The following is a 25,165-nucleotide window of genomic DNA, read 5'->3' as shown; positions in this document are numbered from 1 at the left end:
AGGTGAGTTGTTAAAACAGAATAATGAATTTATTTCGAATGAGATGTGACAGATATTACTTGTTCATGTAATTGGTTTCATGGAATGTGAAACATATCTGTATATCACTTTTACTCTTATGTTTATGGCACCTCGAAAACCAGTCTATTGCCGCTTGGTAATAGTGATCGTCGCGTTCGCTATAACCAAAAATACCGTGGTCAATTCGAGAATAGAGTGTTTACAAGACTTCTTCCGGGCACTGAAAATCGAAATCAGACACCCACATTGGAAGCAAATCAGTCTTATTTAAGGGCAAGTCACGATTTAAAAAATCCCACTTAACAGAGCTTGTATTGTGGCGATCGATTATCTGGTTGAAATCAGGCAATTTCACGTTGGGTTTCCTTTTTATTCAGGGAGTTTTCCGGAGTGATTTTTGCGATACCGAAACCAGTAAAGCCATAAATGAGCGCCAAGAAGATGGCAGCATAGCACTGGATTGCCCAAGGTAGCAGTTCAAGCGTACTGACACCCAAGGTAGTCGCCATATAAATGCCGGCAGCAGTCCAGGGGATCAACGGTTCTATGACGGTACAGCCATCTTCTATTGTTCGTGACAGATTTTTATTATCCAGTCCCATCCGGCGATAAGCGTCTTTGAACAATTCTGCCGGGATAAGGAGAGCCAGCTTTCCGTTGCAGGTTGCGCCCGTTACCAGAATAGTTGTTACTAAGGTTGCAGCGATAAGTTGCCCGGTTGTGTGAACAACTTGTAGAAGCCGGTTAATGATGATGGTCAAAGCGCCAGTGAGTGCTAAAGCACCGGCGAACGCGAATGCACAAAATGCAAGCAGAATAGTACTCATCATCGAGAACATACCACCACGATTGAGCAGGCGGGAAACATCGCTAACGACTCCGGTGATGTTGTGTCCCTGATCAGAGAACATCGAAAGATTGAAACCATCTATCAACGCATTAAGGCCCTGTTTAAGGGTGAGCCCCTGGAGACCTATGCCAAGCACAATAGCTAATACACAAGCAGCAAGCATGACGGGTATCACCGGACGTTTGGTTATTGCTCCCCACAAAACCAGTATCGGAGGCAAAATCAGCAATAAATTGAAGTGATACAGGCTTTCAAGAGATTGCACGATTTCTGAGACCTTTTCCGGTGTCGCCACGTTACCCGTTAAACTTGTATGGCCCGCAATAAAATAAACAATAGCCGCTAAAACAAAGCCGGGAATAGTGGTATACATCAAATGTTGAACATGACTGTAAAGATCAGTATCGGCAACGATGGCGGCGAAGTTAGTTGAATCAGATAGCGGTGAAATTTTATCGCCGAAATACGCGCCTGAAACAACCGCTCCGGCTGCCGCAGCCAAAGACACATCAAGGCCAGCGGCGACTCCCATAAGGGCAACCCCCACTGTTCCTGCTGATCCCCATGACGTACCGGTACAAACTGAGATAACGCTCGTGATAAAGAAAGCAGCAATAAGTATGTATTGAGGGCTAATCAGTTTTAACCCCCAATACATCATGTAAGGTATGGTTCCGCTGAACATCCAGGTCCCAATTAACCCGCCTACGCAAATCAGGATCATGATCACCGGCATCGCTTTAGCCAGCTTTGCCACAATAGCATCGATAATGTCATTCCAGCGATAGCCTTGCCAATACGCTAATGTCGCTGCTATGCCTGCTGATATCAGTAATAGGGATTCGATGCGTAAATTCAATTGACCATACCCAATAACCAACAGTAAAAGCATTGCTGCAATTGGCAGTATAGCGAGTCCCAAATTAAGCTTTTTCTTATCATCCATATTAAAATTCCAATTTCAGGTGAGCTGTTAAAACAGAATAATGAATTTATTTCGAATGAGATGTGACAGATATTACTTGTTCATGTAATTGGTTTCATGAGATATGAAATGTGATCTGTATATCGCTTTTCGCTTATGTTTATATGTAATGCTTTTTATTATTCTATCCGAAAAACGGAATCTCTGATGACAAGTTCGGCTGAGAACATATTCATTTGCGGAGCTACTTCTTTTTTGGCACTGAGCTGCAATGCCAAATTAGCCGCCCGCTGAGCCATTCGTTCTATTGGATTGTGTACGGTAGTTAAAGGGGGATAAAGATATCGGGCCGGGACAATATCATCAAACCCAACAATCGACAGTTGTTCCGGTAATTTAATTTTCTTTTGATGTAGGGATCGCATCATCCCGGCAGCCATAACATCATTAAATGTTGCTGCTGCGGTAAAGCCGATGCCACTGTCTAAGAGCTTTTCTGCTGCCAATTCTCCACCTTTTTCGTTGAATGGAACGCTAATAACCCAATTTCCAGGTACGGTGATGCCCGCATTAGCCATTGCAGCCTGATACCCCTCCAAACGGAGCCTTCTATCATCAATCGGTAGATCTGCTGTTACACAAGCAATTCTTCGATGACCGTTTTGAAGAAGGTAGTTGGTAGCAATCTGAGAGGCACTGACGTTATCTAACCAAATGCACCGGTTGGCGATAGCAGGGAAATATCGATTGATAATCACCAATCCTGGTGTATGAGCTGCATAACGTAATACATCTATATCACTCATTCTACTGATATGCGCTACTATTGCTTCGCATCCCTGATTAATTAAAAAATCTAAGGCGGATTTCTCAAGTTCAGCTTGATGTCCGCCACTACAAACCATCAGTTTTACTTCTTCCTGCCGGGCAATTTTTTCAACCCCGCGAGCCAAAAGGGAAAAAAAAGGATCAGCCAAATTACCGGTGAGTAAACCCAACATATTCCCGCACCTTTTCGCTAATGCAAGCGCGGCAGAATTACGATGGTAGTTGAATTCACGCATGGCTTTTTCTACACGCTCACGAGTGCCTGGTTCGACGTAAGCGGTATTATTAATAACACGGCTTACAGTGGCCACGGATACTCCAGCTCGATGGGCTACGTCTTTCATTGTGGCCATAATCTCTCCTCAACAGTTATGTAAGATAAATGTGAAGAAGAATCATATCTCAATTTATTCAGATTATCATGAAAGGATTTACATACCTTATTTCAAGCGAATCATGTGAATTGGGTTTGCCTTAATAATATTAAATGAATGGCTTAACAATAGAATAAAAGCGGTTGAAAGTATGAACATGATGAGACTTTCAATATACCGATGATGGAATCCTTGATCTGACTCCGAAAATGAACTGCGAAGCTGATTCATATCATTGATTTATTGAAAGTCATGTCTCTCTGTCACTTAAATCACCCCTCTTGATTAAGTGACAGAAGAGCTGGAACATAACTATCGCCTTCAATATAGTAGGAAATGGTTCATAGATTTAAAGTATTTTGGTGGAATATAGAGATCATAATTATTTTTTTCGCAAAAAAGCTTCAATTCAATAATTGATCCAATTGATAATTTCTCATAGATACTTTTAAAATACCTTTCCAAGATACGGCATGAAACGTTCATTTCATTAGCAATACTTTTATTGCTAATACCTCGGCAGAATAAAAAAATCACCATCCACTCTTTCTCTGTCAATATATTGTTAGGTGGTCTCAACCTAACAGATATATACCCTTCATCTTTCAAGCTGCTGCTTTGTTGGCTGCTTTCACTCACCCCAGTCACATAGTTATCTATGCTCCTGGGGATTCGTTCACTTGCCGCCGCGCTGCAACTCGAAATCTATTAGGTATAGAAGGGGAATGTTTAATATAATTGTGTATTGAAAAATGGCTTATTTCTTTAATGCGACCAATTACTCCAATACATTGGTTATTTTCATCCATTAGTGGGTATTTTTCACAAAAATAGGGATTAAGTTGTTGACCATTGCTTTGAAGATCAGCTCCAATAGATGATATTCGCTGCATAGATTGTAAGACTTTACGGTCATGTTTTTCAAAAAGGTGAGCAAGATAATTAAACGGTGTGGGTAATTCTTTAGCAGTATATCCAATGACATTAAAGTCTTCAGGTAACTTACTTAATCTGATAAATACTTTATTTGCATATATAAAACGAAGATTCTTATCTTTTACGAACCAAGAATCATGACTTTTGTCCCACATATTTGTTAACTGAGGGGTGATTTGACTCATATATGACCTTCAATAAGGTTGAATATAAATGGAAAAATATTTTAACAATCAACAAGAACAGCTATTCGTATAATTAGTCTCAGATTAAGATTGTTCTTAATCATACATTTCAAGCTCCAGTTTAGAATTGGTTGTTACAATAAAGTAACTAATTTATTTCAAATGGAATGTGAGATAAGTTTGCTGTTCATGTAACCGGTTTCATGAAATGTAAAAATGTGACTTGTGTATCGATTTCTGATCTTGCTTATAATCCATTGCCAAGCGTCAAAAATTTTTTAAAGATAAATTAAGTAGAACTCGTATGGAGTATACCGGTTTACCTAAAACACCGGAAATTTAAGGTTATGATTAAGTAACTAGTCCTATTTAAACATTATATTTAATTTTCCTATAATAAAGAATTACATTAAAATAGATAGATATTCAATAATGCACTTTATATCAAATATCACGCCACAACTCATTAATATATGGAAAAATCATGAACCGTGGGGCGTAAAAATAGTTCTCCATATTTTACTTCTTTGGGATGGTATGAATATGTAAGATAATCAATTAACCAACAAATGTACTTTTTAACTAATAGATTGCTAAATATTACTGTATAGCACGTTATTTTAAACATAATAAACAGGAAATTAAAACAATAAGTTAAATAATAAACAACAATCGAATCTTCCATAACATATAAACTAGAAAATTCTTATGAAAAAAATCAATTTTATTGCTATATTTCAGAAAAAACTAGGGAATCCAAAAGTAGGACGTTTATTTAATCTTCAAATTATCAAGGAGTGTTTATGAAGAACTGCACGATATCACCTCAGATTATCAATACAATGGAAATAAGTAATGAACCTTGGGGAATAAAAGATAGTTCTTCATGTTTTATTTATAGTAATAAAGCGTTAAATGCTATCAAAAATTTCTTACCATCATTTGATTACAGTGGACTTTATGATCATGAACTCCCTTGGGCCGGCGCTGAATTTGCAAAGGAATATATTCATCATGATCAAGAAGTAATGAAAAAAGGGAAAAATATATGCTCACTTGAAACACATGTATTTGGTAAAGAGCAAATTCTATCATCTTATTTTTGTGAAAAGATGCCTTTTTATCATGAAGATGGAAGTTGTATAGGCATTATATATCATTGTTGGAAGGCGAAAGACTATTCATTAACCCATCTGTATCAATATCATAATAAACTTCCTTCATCCATTTTACTCCAACCACCGACAGATCTTTTTACTGAGCGTGAATGGGATATTATTTTCCTTTTCTTACAGAAATACACAAGAAAGCAAATGGGAACAATATTGAGCCTCGATTCTAGTGTAATTGAAAACCATATGATCAGGATATATCACAAAATAAATATTAATTCCACTCTTCAATTAGAAGAATATTGTCGAGTCAATAATTTTCATCACTATATACCTGAGAAATTTTTACTAACTTAAAAGGCCACTTCTGCGAACGCAATTGGCCTTATGATGCGCATCATTGATCATGCCTGGGATACAACAGAATTTTATTCTGTTAAAATCTCAGGCATATTCAATATAATAAAAAATACCTATTTTATCACCACAAATAATTTTTAAATTAAAAATCCATCAAATTAATATAGATTAATTACAAATATAACAAACCAATTCACTAAAACAGAAAATAACTTTAATGAATTGAATTATTTTAAATATATATTTCTACTATATTAAATTCGTTCATTTAATTCATATTAATTGATGATAAAATCCAATATTAACCATATAAAAACATTAAATTAATTTAAATAAAAAACTATTTTCACTCCTAATTTAATCAATAAGATACCCAATAAATATGGGCATCTTATCGGTAATTTTAAACGAGTTCTGTCATTACTAATTTAGCTATTTCGAAATAGATAATCAGGCCTGTACCATCAATAAACGTGGCAATAAAAGGAGCCGATACAACAGCCGGATCAATAGAAAGCCTTTTCAATACCATCGGAATAATGGAAGAAACAATGGCACTCCAGAGGGTGATTGCAATGATGGCCAAACTGACAGCAATAGTCACTTCAATACCGACACCTAATATCCAGGCACGGATAAGCGCAGCAAAACCTATCGTTACCGCAACTAAAAATGAAGCGGAAATCTCTTTACGTAACACTGCCCATAAATTACGCAAGCTCACTTCCCCCAACGCCATTGCTCTGACCAACGTTGAGGTAATTTGTGTCCCACTGTTGCCCCCCGTTCCTATTAATAACGGGATAAAAAACGCTAAAGAAATTACCGCTTCCAATTGATCTTCAAATGCTTTAAGCACAGCACCGGTATAAGCTTCCGCAACAAATAGTAATAATAACCACCCGACACGTTTACGCCATAATGTTATTGGGCTGGTACTCAGATAAGGCTGCTCCAGAGGTAAAGTCGCCCCCTGCAAATGAGCATCCAACGTGTTTTCATCTTCAATCAATTCAGCAATATCCTGCGGTCGCAGCACCCCAACTAATTTGCCAAAATGAGTCACCGGAACACTATCCATACCACTGTGATTTATCAAACTATAAACATCATGACGCGGCTGCTCCGGTGATACGGAAAAATAGCTTTGTCTCATAATCTCTGACACAAATAAATCATCAGCTACAGTTAATAACACCTTCACCGGTAATATGCCATTAAGATAACCTTCATCATCAATAACATATAGGTAGGTTGGGATCTGTTCATCTTCAAGTTGATCAATTAAATGACTTTTGACCGACAAAACAGAATCAGCAACAGATACAGAAATGAAACGCTGACTCATATATGCGCTGACAGTTGCATCTTCATTTTTCAATCGATGTTTCCGTTGCTGATCAGCGTTTATTTCATTAATAGAAGAATGATTAGCAACTGCTAATGCATCCATTTTTTCATGGGATGTGATGTTCATGATGTTGGTCCCTATTACTGTTGTGAACTTCAAACAGCACTCACATAGGGGCGAAACCAGATGAGAGAATGCAATGACTATCTCTACGTCTCAGTTTTAGCACTATACAACGTATCCTGAATTATCAGAAAGTTACATGGGGATATACCTTGGTTCGATATATCCTGTCCTAATCTTGGGCGTCTCTCGACGTCGTCAGATCAGCAACCTGTGTTTGTATAGGAGCCTCGCCTAACGAGATACTGCACTTAGAATGCGGCGCATATTATAAGCAAAAGTCGTCATAATTCAAAACTGAAAGTGGGTTTGTTTAAGTTTTATTTAATTTATTGATGATAATAAAAAAATGGCACATACCCGTTATCTTTCAAGTCGCCTCTTTGTTGGCTACACTCGTTTACCCCGGTCACATAGTTCATATGCCCCCGGGGATTCACTCCCTTGCCATCGCGATGCATCTTGAAATCCATAGGGTATAGATTTTCACCTTTTGCCGTTTTAATGAGAATAACCCTATGAAGGAATTATTCATTTTCTGATCTCTTAGCTTCAATTTTTTCAACTTCAGCGATCAATTGATCAGCAGTTTTACCATCCAGCAATTTATAAAACTTTTGTTTCGTTTCCATCATATCACCATTAGCACCTGATTTAACCAAATCATTAAAATCGATGCTATTAAACATAGCCGATTGAATTGATTCATCAAACTTCGCTTTTTTATCATCAGATAACGCATCTCTTACTTTCTCAATGGAGACTTTCAACGAGATTTCATTAGAAGCATCAAGTTTAGGTTGGCTATCACAACCAGCTAATACAAATCCTAGCAAACAAATTACTAACAATTTTTTCATATTCATCCCCCACAGAATATTAAACAAGGGAATAATAACAGAAGCAGAAACAATAAACCGTTTATACCCGTTATCTTTCAAGTTGCCTCTTTGTTGGCTGCGCTCGCTCACCCCGGTCACATAGTTTGCTATGCTCCCGGGGATTCACTCCCTTGCCGTCGCGATGCATCTTGAAATCCATAGGGTATATATTCGTTATCTTTCAAGTTGCCTCTTTGCTGGCTTTGTTATTTCTTCAACAGTATAAAAAACGGTTTTTTTTGCCTGCTAAATCTATCAGATGACTAAAACACCCGACCAACCGCCGACAAAAAACAAGCCCAGATACAACCACAGTAATTGCTAATATTCAGATCAATAATGTAGCTGGAACCATCACAATCTGCCAGAGAATTTGGCAAATTTAGTCTGCTGCTTTTGCCAACCACCCTCATAACTTCCCACCAGATGAGAATTATTTTTAACTCACAAATACCATTCAACTCATTGTTATTATTTAAAAATAGTAAAAAATCAAAATATTATTTACCAAAGTCACTAAAACCATTTGATTAATGTAAATTGTTATCATTATCATTTTAAGATTAGTATAAACAGATTTGGACCCAATTAGATGTGATCGTACTTGCGTTTATCGTCTCGATTAACTATTCAATGGATAGAATACAACGACTTGCTACTGCACTTTACGACCAATCACAACTGTCAAATTATGTGGTTCAACCAAGAACGTTATTTATTCAAAGGAGGAATAATGGCAATCATCCACTACACTGCAAAATATTTTCTGACTGCCATATTGATGTTACTGTCTGTCTCTGCGCAAGCAAAAGAAATTACAGTCAAAGACGTTGCTGGCCGGAAGGTTAAAGTTAACGCGCCGGTCAATCGGATTATGTTGGCTGACAGCCGAGTATTAATCGCACTGAATATTCTTCATCCTGATAATCCGCTTAAAGGTATTGTCGCCTGGGATAATGCACTGGAAATTAAATCTCCAGATTTGGCAATTGTTTATGAAAAAGCGTTCCCGCAACTACGGGATATTCCGGTATTCCCTAATCCTTATCAAAGCGATTTTAGCGTCGAAAAAGCGCTGACTTATAAACCCGATCTGGTTATTTTTGATATTGGGCTTCAAACTAAGCTCAACGATAGTGGAACCATAATTTTACTGGAAAAAGCGGGCATTCCGGTTATTTTTATTGATTTCCGTCAATATCCGCTAACAAATACGATTCCAAGCATGGTTTTACTTGGGAAAGTATTTAGTGAAGAAGAAAATGCACAAAAATTTATTGAGTTTTATCAAGAGAGGATGAAAATTATTAATCAACGCGTTGGTACGCTAGGTAAAGAACAGCGTCCTCCAGTATTTATTGAACGCCATGCAGGCATGTTAGGTGCTGAATATTGTTGTAAAACTTTCGGAAATGGCAATTTTGGCGAATTTGTTACTGCCGCAGGAGGTGATAACCTCGGTGCTCGCTGGTTCTCAGGTATGGATGGTGAGGTAAACGAAAAACAATTAATCGTCAGTAATCCTGAATTTTATCTGATGACTGCCGCAGATTGGGATAAAGTCCTCCCCGGAAACTTCTCTGTACCATTAGGCTACACTGGAAATCTAAAACAGTCACAGGAACGACTGAAAAAATTACTGACACGCCCCAAATTAAACGTATTAAGAGCATTCCGCGAAAAGCAAGTAATAGCACTGTACCACCAATATTACGATACGCCGTTTAACATCATTGCTGTTGAAATCATTGCTAAATTCCTGCACCCGAAGTTATTTGAAGATATCGATCCACAAGCGGATAGCCTATATCTGCATAAAACATTTACAGCCCTTGATGGTAACGGGATATTCTGGATTACAGCAAAATAATATTTCTTTTCAATCCGTTGGAATACGCCAACGGATACTTAGCTTCACCCTTTATTTATAATTTCCGTTTGTTAATATACCTAATATTTTATATAACATGCTAATAGACATCTATTATTTTGTACTCTACTATAGTTGGTGATTAAAAAAACATAGAATATGACAAGATAAATTCGATTAAGCAATTAATATAAAGTACAAATATATTCACATAATGAAATCATATAAAACCTGATAATTTATCCCAAACAGGGATGATTTATGCGAGGAATCATTCGCTCTTCACTAACAAGAATGAAAAACAAAATAACCAGACGAAATAGATTCAAGATGTAACTATTCTTAAACCAATATTCTTAAACCAATATTCTTAAACCAAAGTACTCGGAGTATGTTAATGAAACGATTACATGATATTGAGAAAGAGATGTTGCCCGTTGAATCCTACAAAATGCTTATTGATGGGCAATGGGTAGATAGTGTATCCAAAGAAACAACCAAAAGTTACAACCCAGCGACAGGAGAACTCCTGGCTGAATATGCATCCGGTAATGCTGAAGATGTCGATCTTGCTGTCAGTGCCGCGAAAAAAGCCTTCTCCGCCTGGAGCCAAACCTCACCAACTGAAAGACAATCAATTCTGCTGAAAATTGCTGACTTACTAGAAGCAGAACAAGAGCGTTTTGCTATTCTTGAGTCACTGGATACCGGAAAACCATTAAATGAATCCCTGTATATGGATCTACCCGCTTCCGTTGACCAGTTCCGCTATTTTGCGGGTGTGATCCGTTCCCATACCGATGAAGCTTCAGTTCTGGATACCAATACACTCAGTTTGGTGATCCGTGAACCCATTGGTGTTGTCGGACAGGTAATTCCCTGGAATTTCCCATTACTGATGGCGGCATGGAAACTGGCTCCAGCTCTTGCAGCGGGCAACACCATTGTTATCAACCCTGCAACACTGACATCAATCACTCTGCTTGAATTAGGCCGAATACTGAATAAAGTCCTGCCAGCCGGAGTAGTCAACATTGTTACAGGTCGCGGCTCAGTCGTTGGTCAAGCCATTTTGGATCATGAAGATGTCGAAAAAGTGGCATTCACTGGTTCCACCAGAGTAGGTTATACCGTAGCCGAAGCCGCAGCCAAAAAGCTTATCCCTGCAACGCTGGAGCTTGGTGGTAAATCAGCCAATATTATCTTCCCTGACGCCAAGATGAAAAAAGCCGTAGAATATGCGGCCAGAGCTATTTTGCTGAATCAAGGTCAAGCGTGTGAATCAGGTTCCCGCTTATTCCTGCACAAAGATATTCATGATGAATTCCTCAAATCTCTGAAAGCAGAATTCGAATCTGTCCAGGTTGGCGATCCACTGGAAAAAGAAACTCAGATGGGAAGCCAGGTCAGCCAGGAACAAATGGAAAAAATTCTCGGATACGTAGAAGTTGCAAAACAAGAAGGCGCAACCATTCTAACCGGCGGTAAACGCATTACTGGAGAAGGTTATGATGATGGTTTCTTTATCCAACCAACCATCATTGCCGATGTCACTAATGACATGCGAGTCGCGCGCGAAGAGATTTTTGGCCCTGTATTGACCGTGATTCCATTCGACGACGAAGAAGATGTAATCAGAATGGCAAATGATTCTGATTATGGTCTGGCCGGTGCTGTCTGGACACAAGATCTTGACCGTGCATTACGCGTCGCCAAAGCTGTCAGAACGGGTCGTATGTGGATTAATACTTACCACGAACTGCCAGCTCACGCTCCATTTGGCGGTTACAAAAAATCAGGCCTTGGCAGAGAAACACACAAAATGATGTTGGATGCTTACACTCAGGTTAAAAACATCTATATCAAAACCGGTGAAGAATAATTTCAATCAGTGATGAGAAAAGCCTTCCATTTGGAAGGCTTTTATTCAAATTCTTGCTTTAATATCAATACTATCCGCATTCACATCTTTGATATGTTCTTTTGTCAGCCGATAAACGACTGGGCTTAACAATGCTAATGCAATCAGGTTCGGTATTGCCATCATTGCATTCAGTGTATCTGCCAATAGCCAGACAAAGTTCAATGATTGAGTAGAACCGACCATCAAAGCAATAATCCATACTATACGGAAAGGCGTAATAGCTTTTTGCCCGAATAGATACTGAATACATTTTTCACCGTAGAAACTCCAGCCAAGAATGGTGGTAAAAGCAAATATTACCAGAGCACCCGCGACAATATAATTGCCGCCAGGAATCGCCATAGCGAAAGAAGTCGCTGTCAATGTCGCACCTGTCTGACCATTCAGCCAACCACCCGTAATGACGATAGTTAAGCCAGTGATAGAGCAAACAATAATGGTATCAATGAAAGTACCCAGCATAGCGATCAACCCCTGACGAATCGGGTTTTGAGTTTTGGCGGTTGCATGAGCAATCGGCGCACTTCCCAATCCCGCTTCATTAGAGAAAATGCCTCGAGCTACACCAAAACGAATTGCCGCCCATACTGCCGCACCCGCAAAACCACCCTGTGCCGCAACAGGTGTAAATGCAGATTTAACAATCAGAACAAATGCAGCGGGAATCTCACTAAAATTCACCCCCAGCACAATAACCCCAGCAGCAAGATAGGCAACCGTCATAAACGGCACTAATTTACCTGCTACATCAGCAATACGTTTAATACCCCCGATAAGCACTGCACCAACCAGAATCGCTAATACTATGGCCGTTACCGTGGTAGAAACGCCGAAGTTACTTTGCAGCACATCAGCAACAGAATTTGCCTGTACGGTATTACCGATACCGAAACAAGCAATACTGCCAAATACCGCAAACAGCGTCCCCAACCAAGCCCATTTTTTACCCAAACCATTTTTTATGTAATACATAGGGCCACCAACATAGTGACCATTTTTATCAACTTCACGGAAACGGACTGCCAATACCGTCTCTGAGTATTTGGTCGCCATGCCCACTAATGCGGTTATCCACATCCAAAACAGTGCGCCTGGCCCCCCCAAAACAACTGCGGTAGCCACACCGGCGATATTACCTGTTCCAATGGTGGCGGAAAGCGCTGTCATCAACGCGTTAAATGGCGATATCTGCCCTTCTCCCCGTTGATGATTACGCTCAAATAGTAATTTAAAACCCGTTCCCAGTTTACGTATAGGCAGAAAAGAGAGGCGAAGCTGCATGAACAACCCAACCCCCAGAAGACCGACCATCATCGGTATTCCCAACACTACCCCGTTAACAGCACTCAGCCATTCTGTGATTAATTCCATATAGTCCCTCGGACATCTCGTAACAAAATAACAACATACGCGCAGCAACTTAATAAAGAATATTTACAGAAAATATGCGAGAAAAAATTTCGTAAAAATGGAAAAAGATTTGATACTTGTGAGTGATATCACTCGATAGAATTTTAAGATTAGAATGTTCAAAAATTTATCACGCCAAATACATTAAAAAATATTTACATATAAGCCGCTATCTTAATCAAAATAATTTACTTAATCATTTGATTATTCCGATTAATTAAAGCAAAACAATAAAATATTACTCTTTACACTCCGTCTTTTGTTAATTAATGAACTTATTAATATTATTTTTGAAGTCGATTTTTTAAGAAAAAAATCATTACGTAGAAATTGTCAGCGATTTTTCTGAAAATATCTTGCTCGCTCTACCTATCATGTTTTTCCTTTTAAACAAACCACTATTCTGGAATGGATTTATTACATCACTCAAAAGAACAATAGAAAATATAGGTGATATTTTTTTATCATCATAAAATCACCTAATCTTTTTCGAGCCGCTTCACAAGAATTGAATAACCTCATTGTTTTATTGTTCCACTCAACTCATTTTATCAGCCTAGGTTAATGAATGAATAAAAGGAGAACCTCATGCCGGAACAACAATATTTCATTGGCGTTGATGTCGGCTCCGCCAGTGTCCGTACTGCGGTTTTTGACCAACACGGCAAACGGCATGCATTCTCCGCTCGACCTATCCAGCAATTTCATCCAAAAACCGATTTTGTTGAACAATCTTCTACAGACATCTGGACGCAAGTGTGTGCAACAGTAAGAGAAGCTGTTGCACTGGCAAATATTAATCCTATTGACGTTAAATCAATCGGCTTCGATGCCACCTGTTCACTAGTCGCGGTAGCAGCAGAAGGACACCCTGTTTCTGTGGCCGAAAATGGTAATCCCGAACACGATATCATCATGTGGATGGACCATCGTGCAATCAAGGAAGCCATCACGATAAATCAAACCAATGACCCTGCACTCTGCTATGTAGGTGGCGAAATCAGCCCTGAAATGGAACTACCGAAAATCTTATGGCTAAAAAACCACTTTCCTCAACGTTATCAGGATATATGGCGTTTCTTTGACTTAGCAGATTTTCTGGTGTGGAAAGCAACTGCCGCTGATGTAGCCAGTATCTGCACGTTCACCTGCAAATGGAATTATCTGGCCCATCAAAAACAGTTCAGCGAAAAACTACTTTATGATGTTGGGTTAGAAGATTTAACAAATAAAGTTCCGCCTACCATCATCGAGATTGGCGAAAAAGCAGGCTACCTAACTGCTGAAGTGGCTAAAGATTTTGGGCTGCACACAGGAGTCATCGTCGCTGGTGGTATTATCGACGCTCACGCCGGAGGATTGGCATTGGCTGGCGCCTATCCAGAAGGCAGCCTGGTTATTATCAGCGGCACCTCAAACTGCCACATGATTGTCAGCCCTTATCCTGTTATGGTTCCGGGAGTTTGGGGTCCCTATTTCGGCGCAATGCTACCCGGATACTGGCTCAACGAAGGTGGACAAAGCGCCGCCGGCGCATTAGTTGAGTGGTCAATTCGTCAACATAATAGCTGGCTGGAGCTGGAAACCGAAGCTGAGGAATCTGGTCATCATTACTACCAGCTACTGAATGAAGCTGTCGCACAGTTAGAAAAGCAAGAAAAATACCCGACCGCACAACTTCATATTTTAGGTGATCATCACGGCAACCGTTCACCAAGAGCAAACCCTAATGCCAAGGGAATGGTAAGCGGGCTAACGCTGGCAGATAGTCGTGATGCTCTGGCCCGCCATTACTTGGCAACGCTGCAATCTATTGCTTATGGCACCCGCCATATTATTGATGCATTAGTAGAAGCAGGACATAAAATAAACCGGCTAGTTATGTGTGGCGGCGCAACTAAAAACCCACTATGGCTACGTGAATATGCCAATGCCACCGGCCGCGAAATTTATCTTGCTCAGGAAGAGGATGCTGTCAATCTTGGCTCTGCTTTGCTTGGCGCCGTTGCTTGCGGTTCCTTTGCGGACTTCGCTCAAGCAGCGAAATCGATGGTACGTGACGGTAGCATTATCAAACCGGAGAAAGAGACATTTTTATTTCATCAGGCCAAATATCAGGTCTATCTGCAAATGTACCGGGACCAGCAACGATATAACGAAATCATGCAAACCGGCGATTAATCTTTAAATGATAAAAACAGGTAGTATATAGCAAGATAAAATACGCATTATATGATGGCAACTGAGAAAATGAATCAATAGCCGATTGAACCGACTGTTACTATTAATCTAACGTTAATAATCCATCTATACCCTATGGATTTCAAGATGTATCGCGACGGCAAGGGAGCAAATCCCCGGTCACATAGATAACTATGTGAGCGAGTGCAGCCAACAAAGAGGCAACTTGAAAGATAACGGGTATATACCCTATGGATTTCAAGATGCATCGCGACGGCAAGGGAGCAAATCCCCGGGAGCATAGATAACTATGTGACCGGGGTGAGCGAGTGCAGCCAACAAAGAGGCAACTTGAAAGATGACGGGTATAAATATTTCATCGCTTTCTGGCAATCAGCGTAGCAAAATTTAATTTTATTCTATTGCCATTTTCATCAGTTTTATGAAGATGACCCGGGTTTTCATTATATTTAACAATCTCCCAGTCAGAATAATAACTCTCCAACTCACCTGGCATGAGGAAACATTTGAATGGCAATAATGAATATGGTGCAGAATTTGTTTCAACCGGACAAACAATCAAATTAATACCATCTTTATTCGTATGCTTTTGCATATTGTAAATAATATCGGTGATTTTTTCCCGTTTCAGAAACATCAGTACCACAGTTGAAATAATTAAATCATATTTTTCGATGATATTGTGCGAGTTGATATCATAAATAGCAGTACGGATATTTTTAATCTGATTATTTTCTTTAATAATATTAATTGCATCAATATATTGTAGACTAATATCCACTGCTGTAACGTCATAACCTCTTTCTGCCAGATAGAAAGTATTCCGGCCACGACCGGCCCCCAAATCTAATGTCTTACAAGGAGAAATAATATTTGCCAGATATACAATTTCAGAGTGAGGTAATGACAAATTATTTTGTTTATAAAACAGATGTTGTGGTTCACATAAAAAAGAAAGCTGGCATTTAATATCATCACTTACCCATTTAATCTTATGCCAGACCTGTGGCTGGATAATGGGAAGCTGCTTTTGCACATTAAAATATGCAGTTTCTTCCTGATCACCATCGAAAGTCACAAATTCCAGTTCACCTTCAAGGATCTCAAGACAAGCATAAGTCCCTTCTTTAGTATTATGTCTCTCAGTGAACATTTCAGGAATAGTATTCTTCTGCCAGATTGGTATTCGTTTATAACAAATGAGGTCGCTCATAGAAGGTCTCTGATCATAAATTACATTTTAAATGCATCTTATTATGCTATTCTACAACTGTAAAGCCATAAATTCACCAGAAGAAAAGTCTCTGGGTTTCATCATAGCCATGCTTGCAAGATGAAAGGAAAGATAATCCGTTTTCTCTTAAATTGAACGAACTGATTTACTATTAAGAAATAAATGAAAGAAAATAAGAGCTCATTGATAAAATTTCTCCGGCCCCCACAAGCCGGAGAAAAGGCTATCAATCCTTATAACTATATTGATAATATCCGCCATGATCATAATAGAGACCAGACTTCTTCTCTACCGCATTTAGCAATACACCTTTAATATGAATGCCATTTTGCTTAAATCGGCGAATAGCAACATTAACTTCTTTAACCCTTGTTTTATGATAACGAGCAATTAACAATGAAGTTCCTGCATACCTTCCAATAATCGCAGCATCAGTTACAGCTAAAATAGGAGGAGTATCTATCAAGACATAATCATAATGCTCTTCTGCCCAAGATAATAATTCTTTAAGCCTGTTATGCATAAGCAATTCCGATGGATTAGACGGAATAACACCTCGACTAACAAAATCAAGCTCAGTAAGATAAGTTCTGGTAATAATCTCTTTTAACTGATGCTGACCAGCTAAATATTCAGACAGCCCCAAAGATTGAGGATTTTCCAATACTTTATGTAAACGACCTCTTCTCATATCTGCATCGATTAAAAGTACGCGTTTATTACTTAGTGCCAATACAGCAGCAAGATTTACTGAAATAAAAGATTTTCCTAGCTCAGGAGCAGAACCCGAAAGAAGAATAATTTTGTTTGCAGATTCCATCATTGAAAAATGCAAGGTTGTTCTAAGGCTGCGTAATGCTTCAATAGCTAAATCAGTGGGATCTTGAATCGCTAATAACCGCAATTTCTGACGATGAGTTCGCTTTTTTTGTTGTTGCTCAAGTTTAATTTGGGTCCCAGATAGTGGAATAGTGGCATAAACGGAAACACCTATTTCTTCCAACTGTTCGGGACTTTCGATTCCTTTGCGAAACATGACGCGTATGCAAACCAACCCAGCAGACAATATAAACCCCAATACCATCATAGATACAATAATCAGTGGCTTCTTCGGTTTTACCGCTGAACCTTCTACAATCGCTTCATCAATAATACGTACATTACCCACTGTCCCTGCTTTCAAGATGTTTAACTCTTGCTGTTTATTGAGTAATTGCACATAAATTTCTTGACCAACTTGAACATCTCTGGTCAAACGTAAAATTTCCTGCTGCGTTTTAGGTAACCGTTTGATTGACTGATTCAGCTCCTTTTTGGTATCAACCAAAGTTTTACGTTTATCAAGCAATGCAACATAAGCGGGATGTTGTTTGGTATATAATTGCTGTAATTCAGCTTCTCTGAAAGTCAACTCATTAATCTGTTTCTCAATTTGGACCAATGTCTCCAGAGCCGATTTTGCTTCAAGTGATAAATCGATAGATTCATTCGCTTGACGATATTGGTTAAGCAACTCCTCAGAACGATTGAGCTCAATTTTAACTTTAGGCAAATGATTTTTTAAGAAATTAAGACTACTTTCAGCCTCTTCCGTCTTTCTTGTCACATTTTGTTGCAAGTAATTTTTACCAATACTATCCAGTATTGATTTTATTTTTGCACGATCATCACCTTCCATTTCAAGCGAAATAATACCCGTATTATTACCTTTTTCTTTTACCCGCAAAGTTTGTTGCAGCCCGCGAATAACACCTAACGGCCCTCGTTTAACCAACGTGAAACTTTGCCCTGGAGAAGCTGAAATATTTGAGATAAGCAAATTTATGCCATCAGTATCAAATACTTTGTTCACTTGCCCGTGGAAAACCAGATCATCAAACAACAACCGATAATTTTCTGCATCGTCAACATATATTTTTATCCCTTTATTAATATATTCAGGTGATACTGTAAAATGTTTAATAATAATGTCAGGCTTTGGCATACCACGAAGGCGGGCAATCCCCTTACCTATCACAGGAAAATAATCCGCTGTAACCTGAACATCCAAATTTAAATCCTTTACTGTCTTTCCCAAGATCATTCGGGAAGTTAATAACTCCAATTCTGCCGATGTATCTGACTGTCTCCCAGAAAGCATATCCGCCATATCACCGATTAAAGGCAATGCACTACTTCTCTTTTCAACCTGCAATAAAGCATTTGCCTTGTATATCGGAGTCGCAATCAAGGAATAACAAAGGCCAATAACGGTGAACAATAGGGTAATTCCACCAATCACCCAGCGATAATCGAATAAGGCACTAAGAAGACGGCCTAAATCAATTTCATCACTATCCGTATGAGTGTGACTTGATTTATCTGATGTAGTCATAAGAAGCCTATAATTACTTTATTGATAAGTAATGAAGAACAGCAAACCCAGAATTTAAAAATACTTATAAGTTATAATTTCCCCAACCAACTATTAGCACTCTCAAATAATAACTGATACACATATTCATAAACCTCGATATCAGACTTATAAGGATCGGGGATTACCATTCTATTTAACCAATGACCAAAAAGCATTGTTTTCCCCCTTACCCCTAGATTTATCCTGTTTACAGCCTCAATATGTCTTTTTTCCATAACTAAGATCAAGCTTGACTGCTGGCATAATTCACTGGTTAGTTGACGTGCTGTATGTCCCTCCAGGGACAATCCATATTTAGCCGCAACCTTACTTGAGATCTCATTTGCAGGGTTACCAGCCAAAGCAGATATTCCCGCAGAATAAATCTCCTTCTGAGGAAATATCTGCCGCAATAAACGCTCTCCTGTCGGAGATCGACAGATATTACCCACACAAACAACCAGAATAGAATTAAACATTAATTCGGCCACTTACGAATCCACTTAGTTGTTTCAGTCAGGCTATTAATGCTTGATATCGTTGGCACCAACTGATTGATAACCCGATTCCAGCGAACGACTGGCGCACTGGTAACATAGACAATATCGTAAGGCTGCAAATTAAACTCCGTTCCCAACACCAAAGCCGTTGCATCTTTAGCATTGAGCTGATAGATATTGGCTATTTTCCCTTTATTATCAGGAACATTACGCAGTGAGCGGATGACAAAGATGCCATTAGCATCACTTGATAATTGATCTATACCCTCAGCATTACCCAATGCTTCAGTCAACGTCATTCCACTGCGATCCATACGCAGAGTAGTCTGTTTTTTGACTTCCCCCATAACAAACACTTTCAAATCATCATTACGAGGAATGTATAAGATATCGCCAGAATAGAGCAGACGATTTTGTTTCAAATCACCATTCTGCATCAGATCCTGAAGAGAAATAATCGTTTCTTTTCCCTTATGAGTCAAAATGATCCTCCTCCAGTCAGCATTTTCGGTTAAGCCGCCAGCATGGTTGATCGCATCAATAATGGTTAAGGGAACGTTAGTGATCGGTTGTTGAGCAGACCTGATAACTTCACCTGTTACATAGGCTTTTTGTGAACGGAAAGCAGCAATATTAACATCAACTTGAGGTGATTCGATGTACTTCGATAACTTATCGGTAATCATTGTGCGCACCTGAGTGACCGTTTTCCCTTTGACATGAAGCTTACCAACATAGGGATAAAAAATCGTTCCATCAGAATGTACCCAATTGCCCGTATCACTAGCACTACGGTATTGCCCGGCTGGTATCGTCAATTCAGGATGATCCCAAACAGTAACCATAATGACATCACCTACACCAATACGGTATTCATACTGCTGTAATTCTTTATCTAATTCAGGATTAGGACGTGCAATAGCAGAATTTATTCGTAACTTTTCAATTAACTGTGGTGTGACTGGATAAACATTTACTAAATTATTAATATCATAGTTACTATCACCATCATTGATTACTTCTTTATTATAAACAGTAAGGCCACTCCCAGGTATAACCGTACAACCACCTAATAGCATAGAACCAGACAATGCCAGAACTATAATTAATTCCTTAATATTCATCAGAAATTTATCCTTAAAAAATAATAAACAAAAAAGAATACAGAAAATAGTATTAATTATAATCTCCCTAACAAAACTAGATTATAATATAATAAAATATAATATAATATAAAAATTTTGCTTAAGGGCCACAAGCTACTGGGCTACCGGTCATATCACTTGGTAAAAACAATAGAAATCAACTTAATGGCTTTGAAAAACTCAGACTATTAAATAATAGGTAGTAAATTTATTAATTATTTTATTATTTAATATATTTTATAAGATATTATTACAAACAGAAAGTAAGAGCAGCCCCTCAAATAATAGTGAGGATATTTATCAGAATTTATCGAAAATGAATACATATTCTCGATGATATTGTGAAAAAACACAGACCTACTTACACCAAATCAGTGTTCATATAAGAGACTTTAGTGATTGAGATGATGATAAAAAATAAGAAATAACCAACGAACCTATCAAACAACCCCAACTATAAAACCCTAAATTTTGTTATACCATAAATAATAGCTCGGCATTATCTGATATTTTTAGATTGTTTTAATTTTGAAGATTACCACTTTGTACTTTTCACGTTTATCAACTACCATTACCAGTCGTTTTATATAGCAATAGAAGATCTGAGAATTGGGAATATTCCACAAAAACTTTATCAACTGGGATTACCATGAAAAAATCAACCATACTAAGAATCGCCAGACCAACTGACAACTTAACTCAAGTTGCTGAAATGTACTGCCAAGGTTTAGGATTTATTATCCTAGAGCAATTCGAAGATCATGAAAACTTTGATGGTATTATTCTAGGGCATCCAAATCATCTCTGGCATCTCGAATTTACCCATCATCGTGGCACAACAGTAGGAAGATCCCCCACACAGGACAATTTATTGGCCTTCTATATATCAGACCATTCAGAATGGTTAGAACAGATATCATTAATGAAAAACGCTGGCTTTATTGCGGTCCCCTCTTACAACCCATATTGGGATATTGATGGAAAAACATTCGAAGATATTGATGGTTATCGGGTTGTGTTACAAAACACAGTATTCCCTGTTTGATTATTAATCGACCTTAAGCATACTTGCCCTAATAACCAACCCATACCTACGTTGTTTTATATTACGCAATAACATTATCAAAACTCAGCTATTGACACTGAGTTTTGATATATTCTTGCAAGTATTTCGTTTGCTGTTCATTCTCAACAATCATTCTTCGGAGATCGAAATAATCTTGTTCAACTGCTGGGTTAAGTCGTGGGGGGGTTGCATGGCCCACGCTGCCGGAGGAACTGGCTTCGCCTTGATGACAGGTGGCCGCGATGCGCAACCGACGATGACCAGCGGCAACATCATTGCGAAGAACATCAATTTCAGATTTCGCATTAGCAAGTTCCTTTGTATGCTGATTATCCAGTTCAGACAGGAGCTTTATCCGCTCCTGCTGATTAACGATTTCATTCTGCTGCTCCAGCAGCTCACTCTGTAGCTTAACTGTCGTATCAAGCTGTTTGGTATACTTACCGTAATAGTGGTAAGCCAGAAGCGAGACAAGCGCTAGTGCAATAACAGTATAACCATGAGAGTTAAACTTCATAATATCGCTCTACAAAAGTAAAAAGGCTTTATCAATGACCGCATTGCTATAAGGTTGACTACCGTTTTCCATGGTAATAACCGACTTAATAAGCTTTGTCATAAATACCTTATTAAATACATCAACAACCTGATCACCAGTCACCTCCGTGTCCTTACATACGTGGTTAATATAGGCATCAGTATTATTTTCATTATGGGGAGCCCATCGTGAAATGATACCTTTCACTGTTTTAAGGCCATGTTTCCGATTGTAATTATGCAAAATTTTAATCATTGCCCGAATACCATATTCAGGGCTGACAAACTGACAGAAAGATTGGTCGGTACGTTGTGATTCCGGTACCAAGCCTTGCCAATCATCACCCCAACGAATGTTGCCAGGGTTATTGTTTCGAATACCTCTACTCATAATTCACTCCTACTGTTTATTACCTGTTTTGTTATTAACAACTTTTCTTAAGATCTGACCAAAATAGTCAGTTCCCAGATAACCAATAATGACACTGCCGATGTAAGCCAAGTCCGTGCTCATACCAAAAAACTTCAACACATCACGGATAAACCAGGCAATCATGGCACACATAATAGAATCCATAATTGTCGTCCAAAATTTACCGCCGTTATATCGACCTCTGAGATAAGCCATTGCGGCCGCCAGTGCCGCACCAATACCTTGTTCTTTGACTGACAGCAGCCATACCCATAGCTGCATCCAGATGTCAGGCTGTTTATCCATGTATTTCATCCTTTACTCCCATTCATATAATGGGAATCCATAGGCTGCCGTGTAGCCTTAAATTTGAGTTAATAGGAATACTGCGAAATCAGTAGAATAAGAAAAGGCCACACATAGCGCAGCCTTAAATTTTATAAGGTGATTACTTGCATTTAGTATAATACCGAGCTCATCAACAAACTCGGGCTCTATATCATTATGTACAAGGGAATAATAATAATTAACAGATATACCCATTATCTTTCAAATTGCCTCTTTGTTGGCTGCGCTCGCTCACCCCGGTCACATAGTTATCTATGCTCCCGGGGATTCGCTCTCTTGCCGTCGCGATGCATCTTGAAATCCATAGGGTATATATAATTTATTAAGGCATTAACTATTCCAATTAATAATACTCTTCCTGTCAGCTATTATTCTACAAGAAACCATATTCTATCTATTTTTTAATTTTCTAATACCTTACCTCTCAATTAAAAACAACGCGTTATTACCTCGCCTTGAATTTTCTACTTTCAAGTATCAATACGATCACCATGCACTTAAACTCTGAAATGTATTGTTGTTTTTTTATAGAGACCTCATTTTTACTGATTCATTTAAAAGCAAAATAAGTGCTAAATCAAGGCTAAATCACTCTTCCCTCTGCTAATATAAATACCTTTGTTCTTATCAAATTGCTCAAGTATCCCTAAATGTATGCTGATATTCTCAATTATTTAACCCGGAAAAATGAATTCTAGCATATCATAACCACTAGACCATAAATCTCCTTAATACTAAGATTAGATTACAACGTATAATAAACCATAATTCATGATAATCATGTACACCTGGTAATAAATCTCTCAGAGCAATTTTCTCAACAAAACGTTTTGCAAGTAATTTTTTTAAGGAGGGATCTTGTATCCTTTTTCTATACAAAATAAAAAAACTGCCAACCTCTCGTATTGCATGACGGCTCAGTGATCTTCTTAACGATTTTTCACCTTTAATCTCTTTTGAGATTTTAATAATTGAATCAACGACAGTAATATAACTATCAGCCCGATGATATAATTTTTTAATTTCTCTTGAGCGAGTTATTGATTCCAAATTATGTCGATAACAATATAATAACTCCTCACAAAATCCAATTCGATTCGCTATAAGTGACAAATTAATTGTCCATAAGATATCTTCATGAAGGGTATTTTCTCTAAAACTTAGTTGGTTGTTTATAATAAGCTCTTTTTTAATAAGTTGTAACCAAACAAAATGTGGCCATTCTCTACATTCAACACAATATTCTATCCACTCTTTACCCGTTAATACCCGGCCATAAGGTTGTCTACGTGTTATCCTTTTATTCTCTTGTGAAAATGGATCTTCTGTAAAACTGACTCCATTGCCAATTAACACATCTAATTTCTGTTCAATAGCGTGATCAAGCCATTTTCTTAATATTTGTGGTTTCAACCAGTCATCACTATCAACAAATAAAATCCACTCTCCTCTCGCATATTTTATTCCATCATTCCTAGCTATTGAAACACCACGATTCTCTTGATTGAAGATCCGTATTCTATTATCTCTTTTTTTATATTTATTAATGACTTCTAAGCTATTATCTGTTGAGCCATCATTAATAATGACAACCTCAAAATTAACATTTTCTTGTACAGATATTGAATCCAACAAATAGACTATATTATTTTCATCATTAAATATAGGGATAATGATAGTAATATCAAACTTAAACATCTATAGTCCTTTTAATAAGTTAGTTGTTTTTGATAAAAATATTATTTTCATAGTAAAAATGTGCCTTTTCCCCATTGCTATTCACAGACCATACAATACTTTAAGCGTCAGTTATAGATGGAGTTAAAAATTTTCATCAAAAAAGCAACAATTAAGTGTGATAATGATAAAAGGATAGGCCGGGAATTTAGGTATTACTGTCTGTTGTAAGGATAGTAATAGTCATCCAAACCTATTGGAATAGGTTAAATAAATCGGTAAATGTAGCAAATAAAATTAAAATAATTAGGTAACCCACACTCTATTTAACGAATTTTAAGTAATTATGAGCTAAAATTGTAACAATAAAAAATAAAAATATTTGAATAGTAATTTGGCAATAGCGTGGATGGGAGATCAACACGAATCTCTTAAAGTTATTACTATGCGACTTGATAAAATCAATAGGATATTTTAGATTTTCCAATATTACTGTAAT

At 38.0% G+C, this 25,165-nt stretch carries 20 protein-coding genes, 1 pseudogene and 1 riboswitch; of the genes and pseudogenes, 5 read left to right on the top strand and 16 right to left on the bottom strand.

Going from position 1 to position 25,165, the window contains the following annotated elements; genetic code table 11:
• Positions 1 to 124: 124 nt before the first annotated feature.
• The 5 genes and pseudogenes from OO184_RS06410 to OO184_RS06390 all read right to left on the bottom strand — a co-directional run.
• Positions 125 to 376, bottom strand: a pseudogene (locus tag OO184_RS06410) (aminotransferase); the annotation flags it as partial.
• A complete protein-coding gene (gene nhaC, locus OO184_RS06405) occupies positions 363 to 1,817 on the bottom strand; it encodes a Na+/H+ antiporter NhaC (protein WP_265378455.1) in 1,455 nt (484 codons plus the stop codon). The gene nhaC and the pseudogene OO184_RS06410, both read right to left, overlap by 14 nt.
• Before the next feature lie 158 nt (positions 1,818 to 1,975).
• On the bottom strand, positions 1,976 to 2,977 hold the full coding sequence (locus OO184_RS06400; protein ID WP_265378454.1) for a LacI family DNA-binding transcriptional regulator: 1,002 nt from the start codon (positions 2,975 to 2,977) through the stop codon (positions 1,976 to 1,978).
• A gap of 342 nt (positions 2,978 to 3,319) precedes the next feature.
• Complete coding sequence (locus OO184_RS06395; RefSeq protein WP_265378453.1) at positions 3,320 to 3,646, bottom strand: helix-turn-helix transcriptional regulator; 327 nt, start codon at positions 3,644 to 3,646, stop codon at positions 3,320 to 3,322.
• Between the two features lie 8 nt (positions 3,647 to 3,654).
• Positions 3,655 to 4,119 carry a PAS domain-containing protein gene (locus tag OO184_RS06390; RefSeq protein ID WP_265378452.1) on the bottom strand — a complete coding sequence of 155 codons (465 nt, stop codon included), beginning with the start codon at positions 4,117 to 4,119 and terminating at the stop codon, positions 3,655 to 3,657.
• Positions 4,120 to 4,922: 803 nt separating this feature from the next.
• Here OO184_RS06390 and OO184_RS06385 point away from each other — a divergent pair.
• On the top strand, positions 4,923 to 5,588 hold the full coding sequence (locus tag OO184_RS06385; protein WP_088373351.1) for a PAS domain-containing protein: 666 nt from the start codon (positions 4,923 to 4,925) through the stop codon (positions 5,586 to 5,588).
• A 406-nt stretch (positions 5,589 to 5,994) separates the two neighbouring features.
• On the opposite strand, the gene OO184_RS06380 is transcribed toward OO184_RS06385, so the two are convergent.
• Positions 5,995 to 7,068, bottom strand: coding sequence for a magnesium transporter (locus tag OO184_RS06380; protein ID WP_265378451.1), 1,074 nt, complete (start codon positions 7,066 to 7,068; stop codon positions 5,995 to 5,997).
• Between the two features lie 74 nt (positions 7,069 to 7,142).
• A riboswitch (M-box (ykoK) riboswitch) is annotated at positions 7,143 to 7,314 on the bottom strand.
• Positions 7,315 to 7,592: 278 nt separating this feature from the next.
• Positions 7,593 to 8,045: a DUF6694 family lipoprotein gene (locus OO184_RS06375; protein ID WP_265378450.1), complete on the bottom strand. Its 453-nt coding sequence runs from the start codon at positions 8,043 to 8,045 to the stop codon at positions 7,593 to 7,595.
• Positions 8,046 to 8,679: 634 nt separating this feature from the next.
• On the opposite strand from OO184_RS06375, the gene OO184_RS06370 reads away from it, so the two are divergent.
• Both OO184_RS06370 and OO184_RS06365 read left to right on the top strand, forming a co-directional pair.
• On the top strand, positions 8,680 to 9,816 hold the full coding sequence (locus OO184_RS06370) for an ABC transporter substrate-binding protein (RefSeq protein WP_265378449.1): 1,137 nt from the start codon (positions 8,680 to 8,682) through the stop codon (positions 9,814 to 9,816).
• Positions 9,817 to 10,213: 397 nt separating this feature from the next.
• Positions 10,214 to 11,698, top strand: coding sequence for an aldehyde dehydrogenase family protein (locus tag OO184_RS06365; protein WP_265378448.1), 1,485 nt, complete (start codon positions 10,214 to 10,216; stop codon positions 11,696 to 11,698).
• A gap of 45 nt (positions 11,699 to 11,743) precedes the next feature.
• Here OO184_RS06365 and OO184_RS06360 read toward each other — a convergent pair whose 3' ends face one another.
• Positions 11,744 to 13,111: an alanine/glycine:cation symporter family protein gene (locus OO184_RS06360; protein ID WP_265378447.1), complete on the bottom strand. Its 1,368-nt coding sequence runs from the start codon at positions 13,109 to 13,111 to the stop codon at positions 11,744 to 11,746.
• Between the two features lie 627 nt (positions 13,112 to 13,738).
• Between OO184_RS06360 and OO184_RS06355 the strand changes: the two genes are divergently transcribed.
• Entirely contained in the window at positions 13,739 to 15,331 is a 1,593-nt protein-coding gene (locus OO184_RS06355) for an FGGY-family carbohydrate kinase (RefSeq protein ID WP_265378446.1), read from the top strand.
• Between the two features lie 376 nt (positions 15,332 to 15,707).
• Here the strand turns inward: OO184_RS06355 and tehB are convergent, their stop codons facing one another.
• The 4 genes from tehB to OO184_RS06335 form a co-directional block, all read right to left on the bottom strand.
• Positions 15,708 to 16,565, bottom strand: a complete 858-nt coding sequence (gene tehB / locus OO184_RS06350; protein WP_265378445.1) for an SAM-dependent methyltransferase TehB — start codon at positions 16,563 to 16,565, stop codon at positions 15,708 to 15,710.
• Positions 16,566 to 16,812: 247 nt separating this feature from the next.
• Entirely contained in the window at positions 16,813 to 18,960 is a 2,148-nt protein-coding gene (locus tag OO184_RS06345) for a polysaccharide biosynthesis tyrosine autokinase (protein ID WP_265378444.1), read from the bottom strand.
• A 71-nt stretch (positions 18,961 to 19,031) separates the two neighbouring features.
• Positions 19,032 to 19,460: an arsenate reductase/protein-tyrosine-phosphatase family protein gene (locus OO184_RS06340; RefSeq protein WP_265378533.1), complete on the bottom strand. Its 429-nt coding sequence runs from the start codon at positions 19,458 to 19,460 to the stop codon at positions 19,032 to 19,034.
• Positions 19,460 to 20,605, bottom strand: coding sequence for a polysaccharide export protein (locus OO184_RS06335; RefSeq protein WP_265378443.1), 1,146 nt, complete (start codon positions 20,603 to 20,605; stop codon positions 19,460 to 19,462). The genes OO184_RS06340 and OO184_RS06335 overlap by 1 nt, the downstream gene beginning before the upstream one ends.
• 670 nt (positions 20,606 to 21,275) lie before the next feature.
• Between OO184_RS06335 and OO184_RS06330 the strand changes: the two genes are divergently transcribed.
• The gene (locus tag OO184_RS06330) at positions 21,276 to 21,671 is read left to right on the top strand and encodes a VOC family protein (RefSeq protein ID WP_049582451.1); all 396 of its coding nucleotides are present in this window, start codon (positions 21,276 to 21,278) and stop codon (positions 21,669 to 21,671) included.
• Positions 21,672 to 21,759: 88 nt separating this feature from the next.
• Here OO184_RS06330 and OO184_RS06325 read toward each other — a convergent pair whose 3' ends face one another.
• The 4 genes from OO184_RS06325 to OO184_RS06310 form a co-directional block, all read right to left on the bottom strand.
• Positions 21,760 to 22,209, bottom strand: coding sequence for a lysis protein (locus tag OO184_RS06325; protein ID WP_265378442.1), 450 nt, complete (start codon positions 22,207 to 22,209; stop codon positions 21,760 to 21,762).
• Between the two features lie 9 nt (positions 22,210 to 22,218).
• Positions 22,219 to 22,620, bottom strand: coding sequence for a structural protein (locus OO184_RS06320; protein ID WP_265378441.1), 402 nt, complete (start codon positions 22,618 to 22,620; stop codon positions 22,219 to 22,221).
• A gap of 9 nt (positions 22,621 to 22,629) precedes the next feature.
• Entirely contained in the window at positions 22,630 to 22,956 is a 327-nt protein-coding gene (locus OO184_RS06315; RefSeq protein WP_049582457.1) for a phage holin, lambda family, read from the bottom strand.
• A gap of 744 nt (positions 22,957 to 23,700) precedes the next feature.
• Positions 23,701 to 24,687, bottom strand: coding sequence for a glycosyltransferase (locus OO184_RS06310; RefSeq protein ID WP_265378440.1), 987 nt, complete (start codon positions 24,685 to 24,687; stop codon positions 23,701 to 23,703).
• Between the last annotated feature and the right edge of the window lie 478 nt (positions 24,688 to 25,165).

It is taken from the genome of Photorhabdus aballayi (assembly GCF_026153155.1).
GTDB classification, from domain to species: domain Bacteria; phylum Pseudomonadota; class Gammaproteobacteria; order Enterobacterales; family Enterobacteriaceae; genus Photorhabdus; species Photorhabdus luminescens.
This window is presented reverse-complemented; position numbering and strand designations above follow the sequence as displayed.

Coding starts and splice junctions, on each gene's coding strand:
- OO184_RS06340 (WP_265378533.1), bottom strand. CDS start 19,460: ATGTTTAATTCTATTCTGGTTGTTTGTGTGGGTAATATCTGTCGATCT.
- OO184_RS06315 (WP_049582457.1), bottom strand. CDS start 22,956: ATGAAATACATGGATAAACAGCCTGACATCTGGATGCAGCTATGGGTA.
- nhaC (WP_265378455.1), bottom strand. CDS start 1,817: ATGGATGATAAGAAAAAGCTTAATTTGGGACTCGCTATACTGCCAATT.
- OO184_RS06325 (WP_265378442.1), bottom strand. CDS start 22,209: ATGAAGTTTAACTCTCATGGTTATACTGTTATTGCACTAGCGCTTGTC.
- OO184_RS06360 (WP_265378447.1), bottom strand. CDS start 13,111: ATGGAATTAATCACAGAATGGCTGAGTGCTGTTAACGGGGTAGTGTTG.
- OO184_RS06385 (WP_088373351.1), top strand. CDS start 4,923: ATGAAGAACTGCACGATATCACCTCAGATTATCAATACAATGGAAATA.
- OO184_RS06370 (WP_265378449.1), top strand. CDS start 8,680: ATGGCAATCATCCACTACACTGCAAAATATTTTCTGACTGCCATATTG.
- OO184_RS06390 (WP_265378452.1), bottom strand. CDS start 4,119: ATGAGTCAAATCACCCCTCAGTTAACAAATATGTGGGACAAAAGTCAT.
- OO184_RS06320 (WP_265378441.1), bottom strand. CDS start 22,620: ATGAGTAGAGGTATTCGAAACAATAACCCTGGCAACATTCGTTGGGGT.
- OO184_RS06380 (WP_265378451.1), bottom strand. CDS start 7,068: ATGAACATCACATCCCATGAAAAAATGGATGCATTAGCAGTTGCTAAT.
- OO184_RS06345 (WP_265378444.1), bottom strand. CDS start 18,960: ATGACTACATCAGATAAATCAAGTCACACTCATACGGATAGTGATGAA.
- tehB (WP_265378445.1), bottom strand. CDS start 16,565: ATGAGCGACCTCATTTGTTATAAACGAATACCAATCTGGCAGAAGAAT.
- OO184_RS06310 (WP_265378440.1), bottom strand. CDS start 24,687: ATGTTTAAGTTTGATATTACTATCATTATCCCTATATTTAATGATGAA.
- OO184_RS06330 (WP_049582451.1), top strand. CDS start 21,276: ATGAAAAAATCAACCATACTAAGAATCGCCAGACCAACTGACAACTTA.
- OO184_RS06400 (WP_265378454.1), bottom strand. CDS start 2,977: ATGGCCACAATGAAAGACGTAGCCCATCGAGCTGGAGTATCCGTGGCC.
- OO184_RS06335 (WP_265378443.1), bottom strand. CDS start 20,605: ATGAATATTAAGGAATTAATTATAGTTCTGGCATTGTCTGGTTCTATG.
- OO184_RS06365 (WP_265378448.1), top strand. CDS start 10,214: ATGAAACGATTACATGATATTGAGAAAGAGATGTTGCCCGTTGAATCC.
- OO184_RS06355 (WP_265378446.1), top strand. CDS start 13,739: ATGCCGGAACAACAATATTTCATTGGCGTTGATGTCGGCTCCGCCAGT.